Genomic DNA, 22,063 nt, shown 5'->3' with positions numbered 1-22,063 from the left:
AGCGTTATTGCGGCTCGATACGGTCGTCGTCGCGGCGCTGCGTGAGCGCTGGCGTCGGAGCTATTGGCGCAGCGAGTGACGGCTCGTGCCGGTCGTCGACGCCGTCGCTCTGCCGCTGTTGCGCGCCGAGCGCGGTCTGAGGCACGGGCCGACCGACCGCCGGTTGATGTCGTATCGGTGCGGGCCTCATCTGCGCTCCCAGCCGACGCAACTGCACGTGCATCGCGATCATCAGTCCGAGCGACACACCGAAGACGAGTCCGGAAAAACGCGGACCGAGCGGATTGCCGCCGATCGAGGTGGCGGGCAAGGCCGCCGTGAGCAGAATCGCGCGACCGAGCACCGGTAGATAGGGAACATGCGGCATATGCATGCGCCATCGCCGGTAGGTGATCGTGCAACGATAGAGCGCGAAAAGGATGGCTACCGGCATGGCGACGCCGAAGAACAACCCGCCCGCAAAGAACTGATAGACCCAGAAGTTGTGTCCGGCCGACCAGTCATGAATCGCGTAGAAGTCCTTTTTGGTCATCTGCCCTTGCAAATCGGGCAAATAGCTCGGCGAATAGCGGTACTCGTGTCCGTAGCCCATACCGAAGAGCGTCGATACCGGCGCGGACGTGACTTCGTCGTACTGATACTTCATTTCGGCCAGACGGGTGACGGTCGTTGGATCCTTGCCCGTCGCCGTCGCCTTCTCGGCGAAGAAAAGCCGCTGTGTCCAGTGGCCGGCCACCGCCGGAAAAAACGTGGCCGCCCCGAATGCCATCCCGCCGAGCAGGATCGTGGCCACCGTCGCGCGCAGGAGCGCCCGCACGAGATAGCGCAGCGAAGGCGCGCTCATCCAGACCGCGAGCGCAAAGAGGAGCGCGGTGCCGACGAGCAAAGAGCGCGTGACACTGAGCAGTTCGATGAGAATGGTCCCCATGAACAGGACGAGCGTGAGCGCGGTGAACCGCTTGGCGATCACGAACTCGTGCAGCAGCACGCCTTGCAATCCAAGAAACGTCGCCGATACGATGCGATAGCGCACGTCTTCGAGCGGCCCGCCCGTTGCCATGCCATAGACGAACGTGAAGGCCAGCGCAATGACATTGGCCCAAAACATCGCCTTTTCGAATTGCTCGACACGGCCTTCCTGCCACGGGCGGCAGGCGACGATGAAGCCCATCTGGAAAAGCACGAAGGGCAACAGTACACGCAGGTATTGCCCGATCGGGTTGTCCTGGATCAATTGCGTGACGAGACTGCCGGGAACCGCGAGCGCAATCGCGAGCCAGACGAACGAGCGCAGGCTCGAGCGGTCCGCGATGCGCGGCGCGATCAACATCAGCATCGCCCCACCGGCCAACGCCGGCACCGCCAGCAGGATTTGCGCGAGGTGGCTCGAGGTATCGCTGATGGCCTTGTAGTCCATCGCGAGCGGGCAGATGAAGATCCAGATCCACAGACTCGCGTAGCGGTTATAGCGTGACACGGGATGCCCGGCCAATGTCGATTGATAGGGGGCAGCGGTTGCCATTGGAGTGGTTTCTCCCTGATTCGTTGTGCGAGCGTCGTCGCTCGACCTTCCTCCTTCGGCTGACGCAAAAAGCAAGCCACGGGGAATGGTTTCCTGTCCGACTATAACGTTGGCCCGGCTGTTCGAAAGCGCGGCTGGCGGATCGAGACTATCGTTCGGCGTCACGAGGCAGACGGCACTGATGCGCGAGCGCAACGGTCGGGCCCCATGTCGCTGATCGGCGCGATATTGGCGGACGGCGGCAGCGGGAGCATCGGAACATCGCTATAGGCAGCGCGCTTCGGAAGCACCGCGGCGCGCAAAGACGATAAAGAGAGAACGAGGTGAAACAGATGGGCACTCTCTTCGGAGGAGCCAAGGCGATCGTCCGAAACCGAACGATCGAACTGGACTTCCTGCGCGGCATCGCGATCATCGCGGTGATGGGCTATCACTTTCATACGGTCGCTACCGGCTTTCGTGTGATACCCATCATCCAATACCCATTCACGCATTTCGGCCGGGAAGGGGTGAACCTGTTCTTCACGCTGAGCGGTTTTCTTGTCGGCGGATTGCTGCTGCGCCAGTACGCGAGCACCGGCGTCATCGATGCACGCCGCTTCATCGTCAGGCGGATCTTCAAGATCTGGCCGGCCTACTATGTACTCATTGCGTTTCATATGGTGGCGGGCCGTCATCCGCTGAGCACGTTCGCCGTGCAAAACCTCACGCATTTGCAGAACTACCTGGGGACGTCGATTTCCCAGACCTGGAGCCTCGCAGTCGAGGAGCACTTCTATCTGCTGCTGCCGGCGCTGCTGCTCCTGTTCGCGCGGTGGAAGCTGCGTGCCAATGCGATCCTCGCGATGCTCGGCTTGATTTGCCTCGCGGTGTTGATCGGGCGTTCGATCGTCGTCGCCAACGGCGGACTCGACGCCGCGTTCTTCCAGACGCAATACCGCATCGACAGCCTGCTCGCGGGCGTCATGCTCGCGGCCGTGTATTGGATGAAGCCCGACCTTTATCGCCGCCTCGCGCAAAAGAAGGGCATGCTGCTCGCGATCGTCGGTTTCCTCGTGGCCTGGCTCGCGTTCGCCACACGCCACGATTCGCTCGACGAGAGCATCGGCTACACCATCCAGTCGGCCGGGTACGTTGCGCTCATCGTCCTCATGCTCGAACATACGGGCGCGATGGCGCGTGTCTGGCTCTTTCGCGCGATCGCATGGGTCGGTGTCTATTCGTACGGGATCTATCTCTGGCACTCGATCGCGTTCGCACCGGCCGATATCCTGATCGCGAAGACGAGCGCGCTCGGCTTGCCGGCGCTGGTCATCTGGGCGCTCGCGCTGGCGTTTCAGATCGCCATCGCCATATCCGCTGGGTACATCACGACGCGGCTCATCGAATTCCCATTCCTGCTCCTGCGCAACGCGCTGTTCCCGGCTCAGGGCGTCGCGAGCGCCGAGCCGAGCGCACCGGTGCCCGTCGTGCCGAAGACGCCGCCGGCCGAGCCCGAGAACGTGCCGGTCGTCGGCAGCCAGCCGTCGTAGGCGTGGCGCTCAGGCCATCGCTTCTTGCAGCGTGCGTTTGAATTGATCGAGCGTGTTGCGTTCGAGCAGCCGCTCGTGCGCGCCTTCCGGCGCTTGCGTGCGATCGGCCGGATCCGCGCTGCGCGCAAATACCTTTTCGATCGCGGCTGCGATGGAGGGCGGCGAAAGATCGTCGATGACGGGGCCCAGCGTGCCGCCGCGGCAAAACCAGCCTATGAGGCCCTCGGCGGTTGCGATCACCGGTTTGCCGAACCGGTAGGCTTGCACCAGGACGCCGCTCATGCCGTAGTGCCCTTGGTAGCCGAGCCAGACGGCATCGCATGCCGAGAAAAGATCGAACTCCATCTCGTTCGTGATGAAGTGGTCCAATACGACGGGTGCAGGCGTCAAGCGCGGCGCGCGCGTGCGCAGGAATTCGCGCGTTTCGCCGTCTTGTTCTCCGGCCACCACGAGCGTCGGTGCGTCGTGCATCGTTTCGAGCGCCGCCACGAGTTCTCGAATGCCCTTGCGATCGGTGATCGAGCCGTACACGAGCAGATGACGCGCGTCGGGCGCGAGCCCAAGCTTCGCGCGGGCCGCGGCAGGGTCGTCCGCACGAGCGTCGGGAAACGGGTCGGCCAGATAACGCACGACGGCAGCGCGCTGGCCGAGCGCCTGCGCACTCCATTCGCTGAGCGTCGGGTCGATCGACAGCAACGCGCGCATGCCCTTCACACGCACGGCCTGGCGAAACAGGTAAGCCTTCACCGCGTTGACGACGCGCCGATCGGGGGCTTTCACGCCGACCGTTCTATGATGAAACGACGAGCGCATCGTGATGCCGATCCAGGGAGCGCCGCCAAACGGCGAACCGAGAAACGGCAGCGCGTAGAGAAAGTAGTCGACGTAGGGCACGACGACGAGCGAGACCGGCTGGAACTGTGCGATGAGCCGGTACGCGTAGCGGAAATAGCGGTGATGGCGCACATATGAAATGCGCTCGAGACCGGCCGCACCGCCTGGCCGCTCCTGCTGCGGATCGACGAACGCGATTTCGAGATCGTCGCGCGCGGCGCTCGTGATCTTGCGCGCGAGGCGATGGTCCTCGTTACGCGATTCGGTCACCACGACGCAACGATACCCGGCATCCGTGTACGCTTCGGCCGCCCACTGCGCGTACCGCCATCGATGTCCGGTGAAGTTGGGCTCGATGACGAGCACGGTGTCGCGCGGTGTCGGTTTGCACGTCGCATCGGGCAGTGCCGCCGGGACCGCTTCGGGTATGGCGCGTGCGCCGGGGGGAGAAATGTCGTTTTGCATCGTCTCGTCGCTCTCGTCGGTCTTGCGGCCCGAAGCTGTTGGGACACGATGACCGTACCACCGGCTGCGCTACGTCATCCGTCATTTTTGCTCACGTCATGGCGGAAAAGAACAGGTCGTCTCGCCAGGATGGCGGGTCGGGCCTACTAGATGGCGCCACCAGCCGCCGTCTACAAGGTACTTTGTGCTTTCTACTTCTGAATCGGGGCAGTTTTTCCAACGTGAGCGCATCGTGGGGCAGGGAAGTGAGATCGAGCATGTTTGCGACGCTATCGATGCGAGCGGGGCTGGGCACGAGCGCGGCCACGTGGGTATTGCTGCAGCAGGTCGCGGTGCGTGGCCTCGTGGCGCTCAAGTTTCTCGCCATCGGGCGCATTCTCGGGCCGACCGCGATCGGTAGCGTCAGTGTGGCGCTGCTCGCCGTGGCGATCGCCGAGTCGCTGTCCGACACGGGACTTGCGCAAGCGGTCATCCAGGGGCGGGAAGCCCCGACGCACACCGAACTGGGCGCGGTGTGGACAACGCTGATGGCGCGGGGCGCGTTCGTCGCGTTGCTGCTGCTCGCGCTCGCGCCGGTGATGGCCGCGCAATTCCATCTCGATGGATCGATCCTGCTGCTGCAGCTTGCCGCTGTGTTGCCGCTCTTGCGCGGCGTGGCGTCGCCGACTTACTTCGTCGTGCAGCGCGAGCGCCGTTTCAAGCACATTGCCGCGGTGGAGATCGCCGCGGCATGTGCCGATTGCGCAGTGGGCCTGTTGCTGGCCATCGCGGGTGCCGGCGCGATCTCCGTGTTGATCGGCATGGCGCTCGGCGAGGCGATCAAGAGCACGCTGACCTGGGCGACGATGCGACCGCGCCCGCCCATCGCGCTGCGCTGGCATGGCATTGGGCACTATGTCGCGTTTTCCCGCTGGATCTGGGCGAGCAGTGTCGTGAACCTCGTGCTCAATCAGTTCGACAAGCTCGTGGTCGGCAAGATGCTGGGACCGGCGCAGCTCGGTGCCTATCAGATGTCGTCGCGCCTCGCGCAAATGCTGCTCGCCGACGCCGCGATCGCCATGTCGCAATACCTCTTTCCGACTTTCTCGGCCCATCATCGAAGCGACGCGGCGCGCGCCGCACGCATTTTTCAGCTCTATCTCGTGGCCGCCGGCGTCGGGCTCGCGCTGATCGTCGTGCTGTTGCGATGGCTCGCGGCGCCGCTGTTTTCGCTCGTGCTCGGACCACAATGGATGCCCGCGGTGCCGCTGTTCCGAATCTTCGTCATCAACATGGCGCTGGGCGCATTGATCGCGGTGCTCGTGTCGTACCTGCGAGCCGTCGGCGATGCGCGCGCGGCGACGCAGGCTTCCGTGATGCAGGTCGTCGTGCTGTTCTCGGTCGTGCCGCCCGCGACCCACTACTGGGGCGTGACCGGCATTGCCTGGGGAATGACCGCGGGACTCGCCACGGCAACGCTATGGATGCTGTACCGAACGGTAAGGGCCAGATGATGCGGATTCTTCATCTCGTGCTCGCACCGCGGTTATCCGGCGCAGAAGTGCTCGCCACCGAGCTCGCCTTGCATCAGCGGGCCGAGGACCACCATGTCTCGTTGACATCGCTGTTGCCCGCGCATGACGATTTCGAGCAATTGCGGCGCCAGCTTGCGCAAGGCGACGTGCCGTGCCGCTTTCCGCTCAAGCGGCACGGCATGGCCGGCAAGCTCTGGCATCTTTACCGGGTCGTTCGCATCGTGCGGCCCGACGTGATCTTCGCGCATGCGACGATACCGGCGTTCTATGTCCGTGCGTTGCCGATCGCAACGCCCATCGTCTACATCATGCATTCGGCAACGAACGACTTCGAGCGGAACCTGTTCCGACGCGTCGAGCGGATTTTGTCGGCGCGTGCGCGCGCGGTGGTCGGCGTCTCGCGCACGAACGTGGACGACTACATCGCCACGGTGGGGCCACACCCGCACATGATCGTGATTCCGAACGGCGTCGACCCGGCGCGCTTTCTTCACGACGCCGCGGCCGAAGCGAGCGGCGGCGCTCCGCAAATCGTGCAGATCGGACGTTACACGGCGATCAAGAACCAGTTGCAGACCGTGCGCGCGTTCGCGCAAGTGATACGCGAAGTGCCCGACGCCCGGCTCCTGCTGTGCGGCGTGATCGAAGATCCCGCTTACCATGCGCAAGTGATCGAGCTCGTCCTGATGCTCGGTCTCACGCATGCCGTGGCGATAGAGGGCCCTCGCACCGACGTCTCGCGGATGCTCGCGCAAGCGAGCGCATTCGCGATGCCTTCGCACTCGGAAGGGCACAGCATCGGATTTCTCGAAGCGCTCGCATCGGGCATTCCGGTGGTGGCGAACACCATCGAGCCGTTCCGTTTCGCGAACGACTTTCCGGGCGTGCAGCTCGTCGACACCGATGACACGGCCGCCTACGCGAGCGCACTCGTCGCGGCGCTCAATCAAAGCCGCGTACAACGCGAACTGACGGGGCTCACGCTCAAGGATTCGGCCGAGCGCTATCTCGACGTTGCTCGCAAAGTGGTCCGTCAAGGCGTCGTTTTCTGATCATCCGGATATCGTGCGCGCCGCGCACGCCGTCGATGCAGGCATCGCGTCAGCGCGATGTCACAGCACGACGAGCCGCACGCCGATCAGTACGAGCACGCCCGCCAGCAGATTGCGTAGCAGCGTTTCGGGTGCGCGTGCCGATAAGTGGCTGCCCAGCGCGATGCCGGGCAGCGAACCGATCAGCAGCGAGAGCAGCATCATCCAATCGACCGAGCCGAGCAGCCAGTGCCCCATGCCCGCGGCGAGCGTGAGCGGTACGGCGTGGGCGATGTCGGAGCCGACGATGCGCGCTGTCGGCAGCGACGGATAGAGCAGCAACAGCACCGTCACACCGATGGCGCCCGCGCCGACCGAAGTCAGCGAGACGAGCACGCCGAGCACGGCGCCCGTCAGGATCGTCAATGCGGTGGTGCTGCCGGCGGAAGGCTGGCGTCGCGTGCGGGCCGCGAATCGCATCAGCTGCGGGCGGAACACGAGCGCGATCGACGTGATCAGCAACGCGGTGCCGAGGATATGCTGCAAGAGCGCTGTCGCGCGCGGCGAGTGGATGCCGTGATGCTGGAGCCACCACAGCGTGAGCGCCGCTGCCGGCACACTGCCGGCGGCGAGCCGGCCCGTGATGCGCCATTCGACCGACCCCTTCAGACCGTGCACGAGCGTGCCCGCCGATTTGGTCGCGGCTGCGTAGAGCAGATCGGTGCCGACGGCCGTCGCCGGATGCACCCCGAACAGCAGCACGAGCAGCGGCGTCATCAGCGAGCCTCCGCCGACGCCGGTCAATCCGACCAGGAATCCGACTGCCAGGCCGGATACGGAGTACAGGAGATCGATATGGGGCAGAGCCATGTGCGATAGGGTGTGGCCGCGACAAAGCGGCGCGAAAGGACCGGAAAGCGGATCGAAAGCGGCGACGCGGTGGCGCTGCACACGCACGATCGACGCGCGAAAACAGCCATTGTCGCAAAAGTGGCGCCGGAACGCTCGATAAGGTCAGATAAGACCGGTCTGTCGATTTACGCCAGCCGTGCGCGGGCGGGCCGAAACCCACTACAAGATGGCGAGCGCACTGGCCCTGCCGCACGTTACTTTGGTGCGCGGGCGGCATGCGGCACGTCCAATGCATGCCGTACATGGGGCGGATTTTTTGCCCTTATTCGCCACAGGGACACTATGCGCATTTTCCAGTTGATCCTCGCGCCGAGGCTTTCTGGCGCCGAGATGCTCGTGAAGGGCATCGCGATCGACCATCAGCAAAGCGGACACAGCGTTTGCATCGCTTCCCTCTTGCCGGCGCACGGCGATTTCGCGCCGGCAGCAGGCGAGCTGGCGGCGCATCGTGTCACCTGTGTCTTTCCGCCCCGGCGCTACGAAAAGCTCGGCCGCCTGCTGTTTCTCTATCGCGCGATTCGCCGCTTCAAGCCCGACGTGATCTTCGCGCACGCCACGATTCCCGCCCTGTACGTGCGTGCGCTACCGGTACGCGTGCCGATCGTCTGGGTCATGCACTCGGGCGTCGACGATTTTCAGGACAACCGCCTGCAGCGTGCGGAGCGGCTTTTGTCGTTGCGCGCCAAGGCTGTAATCGGCGTATCGCAGAAGAACATCGATGAATATCGGCGCGCGATCGGCCGGCATCCGCCGCTCATCGTCGTGCCGAACGGCGTCGACGCGGAACGTTTTCGCCATCGCGAATCGGTGCGTGGTCCGCGCGGCGAGGCGGGTTCGGCCGGCGCGGCAACGGGCGGCGATGCCGCCAAGCGCATCGTCCAGATCGGCCGTTATATTGCCGAGAAGGGGCACCTCGACACGGTACGCGCGTTCAAGCGGGTGCTCGATGTCGAGCCCGATGCGCGGCTCTTGCTGTGCGGTGTCGTGGACGATGTCGCCTACCATGCCAAGGTCTGCGCGCTCGTCGACGAGCTCGGGCTTGCTTCGCATGTCGAGGTCACGGGGCCGCAGACCAATGTCGCCGAGATTTTGGCTGCCTCGAGCGTCTTTGCGATGCCTTCGCGCTTCGAGGCGCACAGCATCGGTTTTCTCGAAGCGCTTGCGTCCGGTATTCCCGTCGTCGCCAATACGATCGATTCGTTTGCCTTCGCGCGTGGATGGCCCGGTGTGCAACTCGTCGAGACGAGCGATATCGACCGCTATGCCCAAGCCCTTGCAACCGCGCTCGGCGAGCCTCGCGCGCAGCGCTCGCTCGACGGTCTGACGCTCGAGGATACGGCCGAGCGCTATCTTGCCATCGCACGGCAGGTGATCGGATAGGCGGTTCCCATCCGGTGGCCCCTCCGGCCTTCGGCAGACGCCGTCCGAGGCCTATTCCAGGCGGTCCAGCCGCAGCGTCTCCGTGTACCGGCCCGGCAACGTGCCGAGCCGTTGTTCGGTTCCCAGCGCGTGCCCGTCGGCCTCGAAGTCGTAGCGCGCCAACGCGGGAGCGCCGCCCCAGTAGTGATACTCGTCGAGGTGGGCATCGGTTCGTTCGAAGAGAACGAGCCGCGAGCGTCCGCTGCCACCTGTGCCGTTGCCGTTGCCGCTGCCCGTGTCGCGCGTAAGCGCAGGCAGCGCATCGGTCCATGCCACATCGAGCGTGCCGATATGCATGGGCGCCGACAACCGTCGCTCCGTGCGGTCTGCGGCGATCGTCCAGACATCGATGCCGCCGCGACCCTCCGGTGAGGGAGCGCGCGCGCCAAGCAGCACGAGTCCGTCCTGTCCGCTCGAATCGATCGGCCCTGCCGCGATACGCGTGAGCGCGGGATCGAACGATGCCGGCAGCACGCGGCGATCGTGCTGCGAAAATGCCCGGCCCGAGCTTATCCATTGGGACAGTGCGAGCGCATGATCGGTGCGTTCCGCTGCCACCATGGCGGCACGCTGCGAGCCGGCGACGCGCAGCGCAAAGAACTGCGTCGCGGCCGCCAGCGGCACGGCCGCCCGCCATCGCGACGGGGCATTGCCCGATGCGCCGCGGCTCGTCAGCACCGAGAAGTCGAAGCCCCGGCCGTCGACGGTGCGTTGCACCGCGAGGAGATCGGCGCGGCCGTCGCCGTCGAAATCGGCCGCCAGATACTGCTGCGTGCGCGCCGGTGCGAGCGTGGCGTCGCTGCGGTACCAGAGGCTCGGCGCGGCGAACGCGCTTCCCGTACTCGCGAAGCGCCAGAAGGCTGTCCCGCCGTGCGCGTCCGGTGCGATCGCCATGAGGTCGGCGCGGCCGGTGCCATCGAAATCGCCGAGCACGAAGCGCGTTTCGTCGAAGCATAGTGCGTCGCCGCGGCAGCTCGGCACGATTGCGTCCGCATCGAACCGAACCGGGTTGGCGTACCAGCGAGCCGCCCGCGCGGCCGGGGCGAGCGGTGCGACCCAGATATCGAAGCCGGGGCCGTCGGTCCGGCGCTCGATATAAACCGCGCTGGATCGGCCCGTGCCGGAGACATCGCCATAGAGCGCGGCGTCGAGACGCAGGTCCCGCCACGGCGCCGCCAACTCCGACGTCCAGCGATAGGCGGTCGTGCGTTGCCCGCAAGCGGCGAGCATGGGCGTGTCTCCGCTTGCGCCGAGGCAGTGGCCGAGCGGCGTACGCACGATGCCGAAGTCCCACGGTGTGAAGCGCTGCGCGAGCGCTTCGTCGTCGCACGGTTCTTCGACGAGCCGGCCCGCGCGCTCCGCGACGCACCGGCCGCTCGCCACGCTCATGAGGGCCGCGTCGTGCGGATTGCCGGGGTAGCTCGGCACGGGCCGCCATCGCCAAGCGCGCGCGGGGGTGCCGTCGCAGGCCGCGAGCGTGATCGTACGGGCGCCAGGTGCCGCGCTCGCGTTACTCGCGTCGGCACTGCTCAAGCATCGGCTCGTGCGCACGTTGACGAGATTGACGGCGGCCATGGCGTCAGGCGACGAATGCGCTCGCGACGATATGGGCGACGGGTCCGCGAACGAGGACCGGGCCGGTAGCGCCGGCGACGACGCAACGGCTCCCGGCGCGCCGAACGCGTAGCGCCGGGCCACCCAATTGCCGTTCCACTCGTATTCGCCGAAGACCTGCGCGATATCGCCGCCGTCCATTGCGAAATAAGTGGCGACCTGATCGCGTTTCATCTGGGTTGCCTGAGCGGACAGGTTCGCCGGCATACCTGCGCTCACGTAAGTGAGGTGATAGCCGATCGGCGCCTGCACGCCGGCCACGCGTGCCGCCTCGCGTGTCGCGCGTGCGGCATAGATGTGATCGGGGTGTTCCAGAAACGGAACGGTGTCGGGATTCAGCGTAAAGATTTGCGTCGCATGCGCGAGTATCGCGCCGAGCGTCGCCGTCAGCGCGGGGCGATCGTAGCGGGCCGCACCGCGGCCGTCGGCCCCCATCGGGTAGCTGGAAACGGATGCGCCCTCGTCCCACAACAGCGCGAGCGGTGCGCGCCCGCCGCGCACCTGCGCGCCCGGCAGCCGCAGCTCGTAGAGCGAGACGCGCGGCATCGCGTCGAGGACCATGCGATGCACGGGCTGGCCGGCGATCGATACCGTCGACTCCGTCCATGCGTTGCGCACTCCCGCCATGCGAGCATACGTCCGGCGGATCGCCCGCTCGCGTGTGAGCACGTAATCGAACTTCGAATTGTCCGCACCGCCGATCAGATGCACGGTGACGATGCACCATCCGGCATGCAGCCGGTCGGTGATGCCGGGATTGACGAAGAGCAGGTCGTCGTCGAGGTGCGCGACCACGGTGACCAGTGTGCCGGCGCTGCAGCCGGGCGGCAGGACCATTCCCGCCTGAGCAATGGCCTGCCGGGTGACGGCCGCGACCGGATGCGTCGCTCCATGTACTGCGGCCAGGCCGGCCGCAACGGCAATCGCGGCGAGCGCCGCGATTGCCGCGCTCAGCCGCACACGTAAACCAACGCTCACAACGAATGCGCCTGCGACTGAGCGGCCGTGCGAGACTGAGTGAGCGCGCTGACGATGAGCAGCACGAGAACGTTGACGGACAGGGCGACGAGGCCGATGTTCGTATCCTTCAGCCGCTCGGGCAGAAACGGAAACCACTGGCCGAGCGTGGCATGCGTCAGCGTCGTGATCGTGACGACGGCAACGCCCGCGACGATACCCGCGAATGCGCCTTGCCACGTCACCCAGCGCCGCGCCGCGAGGCTGGCGAGCACGGCCGGAAAGAGCTGCGTGACGAAACTGTAGCCCATGAGCAGCAGCGCGACGATCGTTTCGCCGCCATGCAGCGTGAAGCCGACCCCCACGAGTGCGATGACCGGCACCAGCACGCGGGCGAGCCGCGTCACCTGGGCGTCGCTGGCCTGGCGCGCGATGCCGCCGCGATAGATGTCGTTGGCGATCAGCGTGGCCGCGGCATTCAGAATCATCGAACCCGGCACGAGCGCGGTCAGCACACCGGCCGCGCCGATCACGCCCACGAACCAGGGGTCGAACGTCGCGAGCGAGAGCCGGAACAGCGACAGATCGATGTCGCCGCCCTTGAGGCCGGGCACCTTGAGCGTTGCCGCGAAACCGACGAAGAAGACGAACAGCAGGATCAGCTGATAGACGGGCAGCACGGCCGCGTTACGCCGGAAGATGCGCTCGTCGCGCGCGGTGAACACCGACGCGAACGTATGCGGCCACATGAAAAAGCCCAGTGCCGTAAGCGCGACCGTCGATTGGAACCAGGTCACGCTCGAGCCCTTCTCGGGGAACGAGAGGAATCCCGGCTTCGCGGCATCGATGGCGTGGAACATCGGCGCATATCCGCCGTAGTAGTGCAACGGCAGGTAGATGCCGAGGAAGAGCACGACGCCCAGAATCATCAGGTCCTTCGTCACCGAATTCCAGGCCGAGCCGCGCACGCCGGAGATCGTCACATAGGCCGTCACGACCAAGGCGCCGATCCAGATGGCGGCCGCGGGCGAGATGGCGCCGTACGAAGTCGTCGCCACGATGATGCCGAGCCCCTTGAACTGAAGGACGAGATACGGCACGAGGGCGACCACATCGACGATCGCGACGAGTACGCCGAGCCCGGGGCTCGCGTATTTGCTCGCGAGAAAATTCGGTTGCGAGACGACGCGGTTGGCCTTGGCATAACGCCAGATCGGCGGTAGCAGCCAGTACGAAAGGATATAGGCGAGCGTGGCGTAGGGGAGGATGTAATAGACGGGGGCGCCTTTGCCATATGCGAAGCCGCTGCCGCCGAGGAACGTGAACGTCGTGTAGATCTCGCCGGCCATCAACAGAAAGACGAACGCCGTGCCGAAGCTGCGGCCGCCGACCGACCACTGCTCGAGATTCATGTCGTGCCCGCGGCGGGCGCGCAGACCCAGGCCGAGCGCCAACAGTGTGAACGCCGCGATGATGAGGAGTGCGCTGCTCATGGGCGCACCTCCTCACCGGGCGATGCGGCCGTGCGGTTGGCCGGGTCCAGCCGGTAGACGAGCGCCATGATGACGGCGGTCAGCACGACCCAGGCGACGATCCATGCGAGCACGAGCGGCATGCCGAGCACGAGCGGCTCGACGCGATTGACGAATGGGACACCGAGCAAAATGCCGATGAACGGCAGCGCGGCGAGCAACCTGAGAACCATGATGAAATCACTCCTGGAAAAGGGGTGCGACATGATCGGACTGCGCGCCACGACTCTATGCCCAACATCGGTGCGCCGTAAAGACTTTCAAAAATGCCGTCCGGCGCCTGCCCACGACGCTTTTTCGTAGGGCGTCAAATCGACAGTCCCTGCATCCGGTGGGCGAAACGCGCGCGCTCGGCTTGCTCCATCAGTGCGAGGAACTGCTCGATATCCATGTGAACGAGCGCTTCGTGATCGCCCGCTTCAAAGTAGACGTCGGGCTCGCGCGCGAGGCTTTCGTCGAGATACGTCTGCATCCCGTAAGCCATGCCGACGGGCGGCAGCGCGCCGATATCGCAGTCCTTGAAGATTTCGCGAATGTCGGCCTCGCTCGCCACGGCGAGTTGCCTGCCCGTGCGCGAGCGCAGCTCGGACAGTCGCACGGCATGCGTCGATGGGAGCACGGCCGCGACATAGCCGTGTTCGTCCGCGAGAAGCACTGTCTTGGCCAGGCGCTCGCCCGGCACGTGCGCGGCGGCGGCCGTTTCGGCGCTCGAGTGGCTATAGGCATGATGCAGTACATCGTAGCGGGCACCCCGGTTGTTCAGACATTGCTCGAGCGTAGTTGACATCGACATGGCGCACCTCCGTCGTTCTAGCGAAAAACGCGTTTGAAACGCGGCCTGCATACGGTTCTCCTAGCATAGGTCGTTTGCTGCGTGCTGCTGCGGATATCGGGAGCATGCCGCGGCGCGTGCACCGGCGTAACAGTTTTTACTCATATGTAAGTGACGAGGCGTTGGAACGCGCTACATTGAACGCCGAGCCGATATGCGCAGCAGCCGGAGTCCCACGCGAGACAACATGGCCAATACAGAACATATGAGCGGCGCGGCGATCGCGCTGAATCGATTCGGGCTCGGCGCGCGCGCCGGCCAGGCCGCTCCCGACGACCCCAAAGGCTGGCTGTTGGCCCAACTCGACGCCTACGAGCCGTGGCCGCCCGCATGGGCCCAGGAGCCCGGCTCGCATGCCGCACTCGAAGCCGTGGCCGAGGCTCGCCGCGTGCGCAAGGAGGCGAAGATGGCCGCGAGCACGGCGGCCGCGAGCCGGGCCGGCGCAGCGGCAAGTCAGGCGGCCGTCCAGGCGGTGCGCAAGGAACTGCGCGACACCTATGTCTCGGCCGTCGACGCCCGTATGAACAGCGCACTGGCGACGAACACCCCGTTCGTCGAACGGCTCGTGCATTTCTGGGCGAATCATTTCGCCGTGTCGGCGGACAAGCCGGAGCTCGCGCCGCTTGCCGGCGCTTTCGAGGCCGAGGCGATTCGCCCGTACGTGCTCGGATCGTTCGAGGACATGCTCGTGGCCGTGGAGTCGCACCCGGCCATGCAGATCTATCTGGATCAGGTCCGCTCCGTCGGCCCGAACAGCCCGGCCGCGTTGCGCGTCGGCGCGCGCAACCCCGCCAAAAAGCCCGGGCTCAACGAAAACCTCGCCCGCGAAATCATGGAGCTGCATACGCTCGGTGTGCGCACGGGCTACACGCAAGACGACGTGACCGAGTTCGCGCGGGCCCTGACAGGCTGGAGCATCGCCGAGGCCCCGGGCGCGGCGCCGGCGATGAAACGCGCCGCGGGAGCCAAACCGGGCTCGGGCACCGCGATCGCCGGCACGTTCGTGTTCCGGCCTGCGCTGCACGAGCCCGGCGAACGGACGGTCATGGGACGACGCTATGCGGCGGCCGAAGCGGATACCGGTGCGACGCAAGCGCTGGCCGTGCTCCACGACCTCGCGCGGGCACCGGCGACGGCGCGTCATATCGGTTTGAAGCTCGCGCGCCATTTCTCGACGGACAACCCGAGCCCGGCCATGGTCGAGCGGCTCGCGCATGCATTCGAGGCAAGCGGCGGCGATCTGCCGAGCGTCTATCGAGCGCTCGTTGCGTCGCCCGAGGCATGGCAGCCCGTGGCGACGAAGTTCAAGAGTCCCTGGGATTGGACGATTTCCGCTTGCCGCGGCATCGGGCTGACCCGACTCGACAATCTGCATGCGGCGCCGCTTCTCGCGCAACTGGGACAGCCGGTGTGGCGGCCCGGTTCGCCGGCCGGCTACGACGATACGAGCGCGAGCTGGGCGGCGCCCGATGCGCTGATGCGTCGCGTCGAACTGGCTCAGCGCATCGCCGCGCGCGTCGGCGAGAGCATCGATCCGCGCACGTTGGCGCCGACGCTGCTTGCCGGGGCGCCGATGCCGGCCACTGCGGCGGCGATCGCGCATGCAGAAAGCGTGCCGACGGCGCTGGCGCTGCTGCTGGTTTCGCCCGATTTTCAACGGAGATGACATGACGCTCTCTCGCCGCAGATTCCTGACCCTGTCGGCCGCGGGTGCCGGCGCCATGCTGGTCTCGCCGATGCTCGCGCTGGCGCGGGTCGAATCGGAGCGCCGCTTCGTGTTCGTCATCCAGCGCGGCGCCGCGGACGGACTGAACATCGTCGTACCCTATGCCGATCCGGCTTATGGCTCGCTGCGCGGGCCGCTCGCGCTCGAGCTATCGTCGGCCGCCAAGCTCGACGGCACGTTTGCGCTGCATCCGGCCTTGCAGCGTACGGCGCAGTTCTACGCCGCCCGCCAAGCGCTCTTCGTTCATGCCGTGGCGACGCCTTATCGCGATCGTTCTCACTTCGACGGACAGAACGTATTGGAGACCGGCAGTACCGCGCCCTATCAGCTGCGCGACGGCTGGCTGAACCGTCTCGTCGCACTGCTGCCGCGCGACGCGGCCCAGGCGATCGCGTTCGCGCCGACGGTGCCCGCCGCATTGCGCGGGCGTTCCAATGTCGAGTCGTACGCGCCTTCGTCGTTGCCGGACGCCTCCGACGATCTACTCATGCGCGTGGGCGAGCTCTACTCGCACGATGCCGAGCTCGGACGGCTCTGGAGCGAGGCGTTGGCCGCGCACGCGATGGCGGGGCGGGCAGGGCCGCGGCAGGACCCCGCGAGCCTCGGCAAGCTCGCCGCCGGCTTTCTGGCGCGCGCGGACGGCCCGCGCATCGCGATGATCGAGACCGGGGGCTGGGATACCCATAGCGCGCAGAACCCGCGGCTCGCCGCGCAACTGAAAGCGCTCGACGCGATGCTCGGTGCACTGCGCGACGGGCTCGGCACGGTCTGGGCCGAGACGACGGTGGTGGTCGCGACCGAATTCGGGCGCACTGCCGCCGCGAACGGCACCGCGGGTACGGACCACGGTACCGGATCGCTGGCGATGCTCATGGGTGGGGCGGTCGCGGGCGGACGCGTCATGGCGGATTGGCCGGGCTTGCGAGCGGGCGATCTTTACGAGGGCCGCGATTTGCGCGCGACGACCTCGCTCGATGCGCTGGTCGCCGGGGCGGCAGCCGAAACGTTCGGCCTCGATCCGGCCCATACCGTGGCCGCGCTCTTTCCGAAGCGTCGCTCGCTCGCCCCGGTCACCGGTGTCGTTGCCGCAGTGGGGACGGCGCGACACGCGTGAGCCGCGGCACGGGCGTTGCTTGCCGCGTTAAGGGTATCTGCATGGAGACGCTTTCATGAGCAACGCCGCTCGCGCCCCCATTCCGCGGCGGGACTTCACTGAACATTTCGTCCGCTTTTACGACGACGAGCTGCCCGTCATAGACGAAGTCGTCCAGTTTGCCCTGCGCGCCTTGCGCGACAAAGGCGTGGCGATCGTCATCGCGACGGACGCGCATTTGTCGGCGATCGTGCCGCGCCTCGAGCGCGCGGCACGCGGACCGCGTTCGGGCAAGCTGATTTGCGCGGAGGCCCAAGCCGCGCTGGCCGGGTTCATGGTCGACGGTTGGCCCGACGACGAGCGATTTTTTGCAACGATCGGCGCGCTCGTGGCTGACGCGGCGGCGCGCGCGGATGCGGCGCCGATTCACGCATTCGGCGAGATGGTGGCGATACTGGGCGCAGCCGGGCAATACGATGCGGCCCTACGGCTCGAAATGCTCTGGAACCAACTGGCGCGGCGCCATGCGTTCAAGCTCTTTTGCGCGTATCCGCAGGCGCTTTTCTCGCATCCCTCGCAACTCGGTGTGTTCAGCGAAATCTGCCGCGCGCACGGGCGCGTGCTGCCCGCCGAGATCCTGACGGACGTGGGCGCCGCCACGGCCAACCGGCTGATCGCTCCGTGGCAACGAAAGGCGGCTGAGCTCGAAAGCGAGGTACAGCGGCGATGCGAAGCCGAAGCGGCATTGCGCCGGCGCGAGCGCGAACTGGTCGACTTCGTCATGAACGTGCCGGTGGCGGCGGCGTTCCTCGCGGGGCCCGACCACGTCTTCCGACTCGCCAACCATGGATATCGCGAGCTCGTCGGTTGCCCCGAGCCGATCGGCCGTACCTATGCCGACGTGTGCCCGGACGAGAAGCTCGGTGGAGATGTCGCCCAACTGCTATCGAGATGCTATACGAGCGGCCGCTCGATCCACCGCGACGAGTACCGCATCGAAATGACGCGGACCGACGGCGCATTCGAGCCGCGCTATTTCTCGTTCAATTTCAAACCCTCACGTTCGGACGGCGGCGAAGTGGAGGGCGTCATTGCCGTGGCCGTCGAGGTGACGGAGCAGGTGCGCAATCGCGAGCGCCTCGAAAAGTCGCATGCCGAGCGCGAGCGGCTGCTGGTCGAGCTCGAGCGCGCAAGCCGCGCGAAGGACGAGTTTCTGGCAATGCTGGGCCACGAATTGCGTAATCCGCTCTCGCCGATCGTCACCGCGCTGCAGTTGATGCGCATGCGCTCGGACGGCGAGACGTCGCGCGAGCAAAGCATCATTGCGCGGCAGGTGGAGCATCTGGTGCGGCTCGTCGACGACTTGCTCGACGTCGCCCGTCTCACGCGCGGCAAGATCGAGCTCCGACGGCGTACGGTGAAAGTCTCGGATGTGCTCAACCATGCGATCGAAATGGCGAGTCTGCTGCTCGAGCAGCGCAATCACCGGCTGACGGTCGAGGCCGAGCAGGACCTCGTCTGGCAGGTCGATGCGGCGCGCATGGCGCAGGTGGTCTCCAACCTTCTCACCAATGCGGCGCGCTATTCGGCGGTGGGCGAGGAGGTGCGTCTTGCCGCTTCGCGCGGGCCCGGCGAGACCATCGAGATCAGCGTACGTGACAACGGTATCGGCATTACCGAGAAGATGCTGCCGCGCGTATTCGACCTGTTTTTTCAAGGCAAGCGCAATCTCGATCGCGCGGAAGGCGGGCTCGGCATCGGCCTCGCGCTCGTCAAGAATCTGGTGGAACTGCATGGCGGCAACGTGAGCGCGGCCAGTGCGGGGCCGGGCCGCGGCAGCGAATTCACGATTCGCGTGCCTGCCCGGGCGGCGGGCCACTCGCATCGATCGCCGGGCGCGCGCGGTCCCTCGGTGCCGTCCGAACGGACAGCGCAGGCTGCGCCGCCACCGAAAAACGGCTGCCGCATCCTGCTCGTCGACGATAACGTCGACGCCGTCGAAGCGCTCGCGCTGCTGCTCACCGAATGCGGCCATCGCGTCGAGGCCGTCCACGATCCCGCTGCCGCGTTGCAGATCGTCGGGCGCTTCAAACCCGAGATCGCGGTCGTCGATATCGGCCTTCCCGTGATGGATGGCTATGAGCTCATCGGCAGCCTGCGCGCGATGCCCGCCACGCGTGAGTGCATGTACATCGCGCTGACTGGTTACGGACAGCAGGCCGATCGCTTGCGCAGCGAGGCGGCGGGTTTCGACCATCACCTCGTCAAGCCGGTCGATCTGGCGCATCTGACGCGTCTCATCGACGCATTCCAGGCTGAGAAAGCGGCGCACTCGGCCGAAAGCCACGGCCCGTGATCGCTGCTTGCCCGGCCGGCTGTTACATCGACTCGCCCGACGCCGGGCGCCCGGCAGCCGTGTTTTGCGCGCCCTGCAGTTTCGTCTCGAGCGCCGTCTCGAAGCTGGCCAGCACGTTCGGCTCGGCGTCCGTCACGGCCCACCACACCATCCCGTTCGCGCGCCAATGCAAGAGGGCATAGCCGTCGCGCACGAGCGTGGCGGACCCGCTTTCGCCGCCGCTGTCCGATGCCTCGCGCTCGGGCATCACATAGACATCGATCACGTGCAGGCGATAGCGGTAGATGAGCACGGCAACACGCCGATGCGCCACGTAATCGAGGCGTCCGCCCGCCAGCGCGAAGCCCTCCGCAGCGAGATCGACGACGGGCGGCGTGTAATCGAGGCGGCCGTTGAACCACGGCTTCACCGTATGTTGATCCGTGGAGATGACGTCGATGCCGTGCCCCGACAGTTGTGCGCGGACATGCGCGCCGACGAGTTCGTCGACGAAGAGCTCGGCGCGATTCGGGCCGCGTAGCGAAGGCGTCAACGCGAGCGTCGCGGCAACGGCCATCGCAACGGCAACGGCGCTCAGCCCGGCGAAGGCTGCGACACGGCCGCCGCCCGTTCGCCCGCCGGCGAGTCCCTGCCATGCGGGCCAACCCGAAGCGGGCCGAGCCGAACCGGGTTGGCGCCAAAGCTGCTTCAGCCAACCGAAGCGTGCGTCTCGCCGCGGCTCGGGGCGATCGGCGGGGGACCTTTGACCGGCTTCGCGCTCGAGCGCGGCCGCGATGCGCATACGCAGTGCATCGGGCGCGTGGTGATACTCGGCGCGCCGCACGCTGCGGCGTATCGCAAGCAGGGCTTCCTGTTCGGCGCGGCACGCGGCGCAGGTTTCGAGATGTTGTCGGACCGCGCGCGCTTCGCCTGACGGGAGTTCGCCGTCGAGGCTCGCATCGATGCGAGGACGGATGTCGTCACATTCCATCAGGCCTCTCCTGCTTACCGTCGGTCGTGCGCACGTGCGAGGCCCCGCGTTGCGGCTCGCGCGATGTGACGATGGCGGCGAATTTGCGCCGCGCGCGGGCGATGCGCGACATGACCGTGCCGATCGGCAATTCGGTGACCGCCGCAATCTCGCGGTAGCTCAAGTCCTCGAGCTCTCGCAGGATCAGGACTTCGCGGAATTCGACGGGCAGCTCGGCAAGCGCCTCGTGCACGAGCCGCGTGTCCTGCTCGCGGATCATCAGCGTTTGCGGATCTTCGGGCGCCGTGCTCCAGCCATCGATCGGCGTGTCGTCGAGTTCCTCGTCGAACTGCACGACCTCATGCGACGATGCGCGACGGCGCCACTCCGAATACCAGGTGCGGCGGACGATCGCGAGCAGCCACGGCCGGGCGCTGTCGCCTTCAAACGAATCGAAAAAGCGCAGGGCGCGCATGAATGCCTCCTGGACGATGTCTTCGGCATCGGCCGAATTGCCACTCAACCAGCGCGCAAGGTTGTATGCCGCATCGAGGTGCGGCAAGGCCAACGCCTGAAAACGGCGAACCTGCTCGCCGTCGTCGCGCTTGCGCGCGGCCTGTCGATCGCTGCTGGTCACCCCGGCTCCTTCGCCCTCACCGATGCACCATCGGCCACCCGTCGAGTGTAGTTCGCTTTTGGGCATATCGAGGGTCCGTTGCGCCACGACGTTTTCACCGGACCACGATCTTGCCGACCATCATCGGATGAATACTGCAGAAGTAGGTGTAGGTGCCCGACTTCGTCAGCTCGGCCGTGTACGAATCGTTCGTGTCGAGTGCGGGCGAGTTCTTGAACGCACCGTTCGTACTGACCACCACATGTGGCTCCTCGTCACGATTGACCCAGACGATGCGCGCGCCGGCCGGCACGTGGATTTCGTTCGGCTTGAATGCGAAGTTGCTGATTTCGACGCGATAAACGGCCGGCTGGCCGGAGCCGCCGGCATTGCCGCCAGCCGCTTGCGCGTCGCCATCGGTCGAGGCTCGGGAAGCGCTCGTTGCAACGGCTGCCATGACCATGAGCAAGGTGGCCGCAACCCGGCCGCGAAAGTACCGTGCGTTCATGACAGCGTCTCCTCGGTGAGGGCAAGCGTGCGAGCGGTCTCGACATGACGCACGACGCGCACGCCGATATAGTCGGCCAGCTTGCCGGCGGGGATCTCTTTGAGCGGTCCGGGCCCGGGGCCCACGCCCGGCGCCGGCTGCGGGTAGGCCGTCGAGCGGGCGGTGAAGAACGTCACGTTGCCTTCGACCTTTTGCTGAATCTGATGGATATGTCCGTTGAGCACCGTCACCGAACCGAAGCGACGCAGCAAGGCGAGCGCTTCGGCCGCGTCATCGGTGCCCCAGCCCCATGATGGATAGAGCGACCAGAGCGGCATGTGGGCGAATACGACGATCGGCGTTTCCGATGTGCGGCTCGCGAGATCGCTGCGCAGCCAGGCGAGCTGATCGGTGCCGAGCGAGCCGAGGCCACCGGCCTTGAGGTTCAGCACATTGATCAGCGCGACGAAGTGCACGCCGCGGTGATCGAAGCTATACCAGCCGCCTTTCGTTGCTTCGCTCCCGAAGCGCCGGAAAAATTCGGCGCCGTTATCTCCGATCACGTCATGCTCGCCCGGGACGAAGAAACGTTGTTTCGTGCGCATCTGGCGCATCAGCTCGGTCACCGTATCGAACTCGCCGGGCTTCGAGAGGTGAGTCAGATCGCCTGTG

General features: G+C 66.1%; 18 protein-coding genes. 7 read left to right on the top strand and 11 right to left on the bottom strand.

The features are described from left to right. Nucleotides 1-4: 4 nt before the first annotated feature. Nucleotides 5-1,522, bottom strand: a complete 1,518-nt coding sequence (locus ACO1XS_RS03565) for a hypothetical protein (RefSeq protein ID WP_486390015.1) — start codon at nucleotides 1,520-1,522, stop codon at nucleotides 5-7. A gap of 332 nt (nucleotides 1,523-1,854) precedes the next feature. Here ACO1XS_RS03565 and ACO1XS_RS03560 point away from each other — a divergent pair, with 332 nt between their 5' ends. After that, nucleotides 1,855-3,054, top strand: a complete 1,200-nt coding sequence (locus ACO1XS_RS03560) for an acyltransferase family protein (protein WP_486390014.1) — start codon at nucleotides 1,855-1,857, stop codon at nucleotides 3,052-3,054. A 9-nt stretch (nucleotides 3,055-3,063) separates the two neighbouring features. On the opposite strand, the gene ACO1XS_RS03555 is transcribed toward ACO1XS_RS03560, so the two are convergent. Beyond that, the gene (locus tag ACO1XS_RS03555; RefSeq protein ID WP_331568031.1) at nucleotides 3,064-4,353 is read right to left on the bottom strand and encodes a glycosyltransferase family 4 protein; all 1,290 of its coding nucleotides are present in this window, start codon (nucleotides 4,351-4,353) and stop codon (nucleotides 3,064-3,066) included. A 257-nt stretch (nucleotides 4,354-4,610) separates the two neighbouring features. On the opposite strand from ACO1XS_RS03555, the gene ACO1XS_RS03550 reads away from it, so the two are divergent. Beyond that, nucleotides 4,611-5,846, top strand: coding sequence for an oligosaccharide flippase family protein (locus ACO1XS_RS03550; RefSeq protein ID WP_486390013.1), 1,236 nt, complete (start codon nucleotides 4,611-4,613; stop codon nucleotides 5,844-5,846). Beyond that, nucleotides 5,843-6,919: a glycosyltransferase family 4 protein gene (locus ACO1XS_RS03545; protein WP_486390079.1), complete on the top strand. Its 1,077-nt coding sequence runs from the start codon at nucleotides 5,843-5,845 to the stop codon at nucleotides 6,917-6,919. Before ACO1XS_RS03550 ends, ACO1XS_RS03545 begins: the two co-directional genes overlap by 4 nt. 60 nt (nucleotides 6,920-6,979) lie before the next feature. On the opposite strand, the gene ACO1XS_RS03540 is transcribed toward ACO1XS_RS03545, so the two are convergent. After that, the gene (locus ACO1XS_RS03540; protein ID WP_331568029.1) at nucleotides 6,980-7,768 is read right to left on the bottom strand and encodes a sulfite exporter TauE/SafE family protein; all 789 of its coding nucleotides are present in this window, start codon (nucleotides 7,766-7,768) and stop codon (nucleotides 6,980-6,982) included. A 324-nt stretch (nucleotides 7,769-8,092) separates the two neighbouring features. Between ACO1XS_RS03540 and ACO1XS_RS03535 the strand changes: the two genes are divergently transcribed. Further along, nucleotides 8,093-9,190, top strand: a complete 1,098-nt coding sequence (locus tag ACO1XS_RS03535; protein WP_486390012.1) for a glycosyltransferase family 4 protein — start codon at nucleotides 8,093-8,095, stop codon at nucleotides 9,188-9,190. A 51-nt stretch (nucleotides 9,191-9,241) separates the two neighbouring features. On the opposite strand, the gene ACO1XS_RS03530 is transcribed toward ACO1XS_RS03535, so the two are convergent. The 4 genes from ACO1XS_RS03530 to ACO1XS_RS03515 form a co-directional block, all read right to left on the bottom strand. After that, nucleotides 9,242-11,821 carry an FG-GAP-like repeat-containing protein gene (locus tag ACO1XS_RS03530; protein ID WP_486390011.1) on the bottom strand — a complete coding sequence of 860 codons (2,580 nt, stop codon included), beginning with the start codon at nucleotides 11,819-11,821 and terminating at the stop codon, nucleotides 9,242-9,244. Further along, the gene (locus ACO1XS_RS03525) at nucleotides 11,818-13,293 is read right to left on the bottom strand and encodes a sodium:solute symporter family protein (protein ID WP_331567115.1); all 1,476 of its coding nucleotides are present in this window, start codon (nucleotides 13,291-13,293) and stop codon (nucleotides 11,818-11,820) included. The genes ACO1XS_RS03530 and ACO1XS_RS03525 overlap by 4 nt, the downstream gene beginning before the upstream one ends. After that, a complete protein-coding gene (locus ACO1XS_RS03520) occupies nucleotides 13,290-13,505 on the bottom strand; it encodes a DUF3311 domain-containing protein (protein ID WP_331567113.1) in 216 nt (71 codons plus the stop codon). The genes ACO1XS_RS03525 and ACO1XS_RS03520 overlap by 4 nt, the downstream gene beginning before the upstream one ends. Before the next feature lie 134 nt (nucleotides 13,506-13,639). After that, nucleotides 13,640-14,125, bottom strand: a complete 486-nt coding sequence (locus ACO1XS_RS03515; protein ID WP_331567111.1) for an aminoacyl-tRNA deacylase — start codon at nucleotides 14,123-14,125, stop codon at nucleotides 13,640-13,642. Nucleotides 14,126-14,351: 226 nt separating this feature from the next. Between ACO1XS_RS03515 and ACO1XS_RS03510 the strand changes: the two genes are divergently transcribed. Genes ACO1XS_RS03510 through ACO1XS_RS03500 form a run of 3 tightly spaced genes read left to right on the top strand, consistent with a single transcriptional unit; the run spans nucleotide 14,352 to nucleotide 19,339 of the window. Then, entirely contained in the window at nucleotides 14,352-15,830 is a 1,479-nt protein-coding gene (locus ACO1XS_RS03510) for a DUF1800 domain-containing protein (RefSeq protein WP_486390010.1), read from the top strand. A gap of 1 nt (nucleotide 15,831) precedes the next feature. Then, a complete protein-coding gene (locus ACO1XS_RS03505) occupies nucleotides 15,832-17,004 on the top strand; it encodes a DUF1501 domain-containing protein (RefSeq protein WP_486390009.1) in 1,173 nt (390 codons plus the stop codon). Between the two features lie 55 nt (nucleotides 17,005-17,059). Continuing rightward, nucleotides 17,060-19,339 carry a hybrid sensor histidine kinase/response regulator gene (locus ACO1XS_RS03500; protein ID WP_486390008.1) on the top strand — a complete coding sequence of 760 codons (2,280 nt, stop codon included), beginning with the start codon at nucleotides 17,060-17,062 and terminating at the stop codon, nucleotides 19,337-19,339. Nucleotides 19,340-19,361: 22 nt separating this feature from the next. Here ACO1XS_RS03500 and ACO1XS_RS03495 read toward each other — a convergent pair whose 3' ends face one another. The 4 genes from ACO1XS_RS03495 to ACO1XS_RS03480 form a co-directional block, all read right to left on the bottom strand. After that, complete coding sequence (locus ACO1XS_RS03495) at nucleotides 19,362-20,309, bottom strand: anti-sigma factor family protein (RefSeq protein WP_486390007.1); 948 nt, start codon at nucleotides 20,307-20,309, stop codon at nucleotides 19,362-19,364. Beyond that, nucleotides 20,299-20,925 (bottom strand): RNA polymerase sigma factor, encoded by a 627-nt coding sequence (locus ACO1XS_RS03490; RefSeq protein WP_486390006.1) that lies wholly within the window; start codon nucleotides 20,923-20,925, stop codon nucleotides 20,299-20,301. The genes ACO1XS_RS03495 and ACO1XS_RS03490 overlap by 11 nt, the downstream gene beginning before the upstream one ends. Nucleotides 20,926-21,019: 94 nt before the next feature. After that, the gene (locus ACO1XS_RS03485) at nucleotides 21,020-21,412 is read right to left on the bottom strand and encodes a cupredoxin domain-containing protein (protein WP_331567099.1); all 393 of its coding nucleotides are present in this window, start codon (nucleotides 21,410-21,412) and stop codon (nucleotides 21,020-21,022) included. Next, nucleotides 21,409-22,063, bottom strand: a 655-nt coding sequence (locus ACO1XS_RS03480) for a metallophosphoesterase family protein (RefSeq protein WP_486390005.1), incomplete at its 5' end; no start/stop codon positions are given. The genes ACO1XS_RS03480 and ACO1XS_RS03485, both read right to left, overlap by 4 nt.

It is taken from the genome of Trinickia sp. (assembly GCF_057351765.1).
Note: the sequence above shows the minus strand (reverse complement) of the source record. Positions and strands in the feature narration are given on the sequence as shown.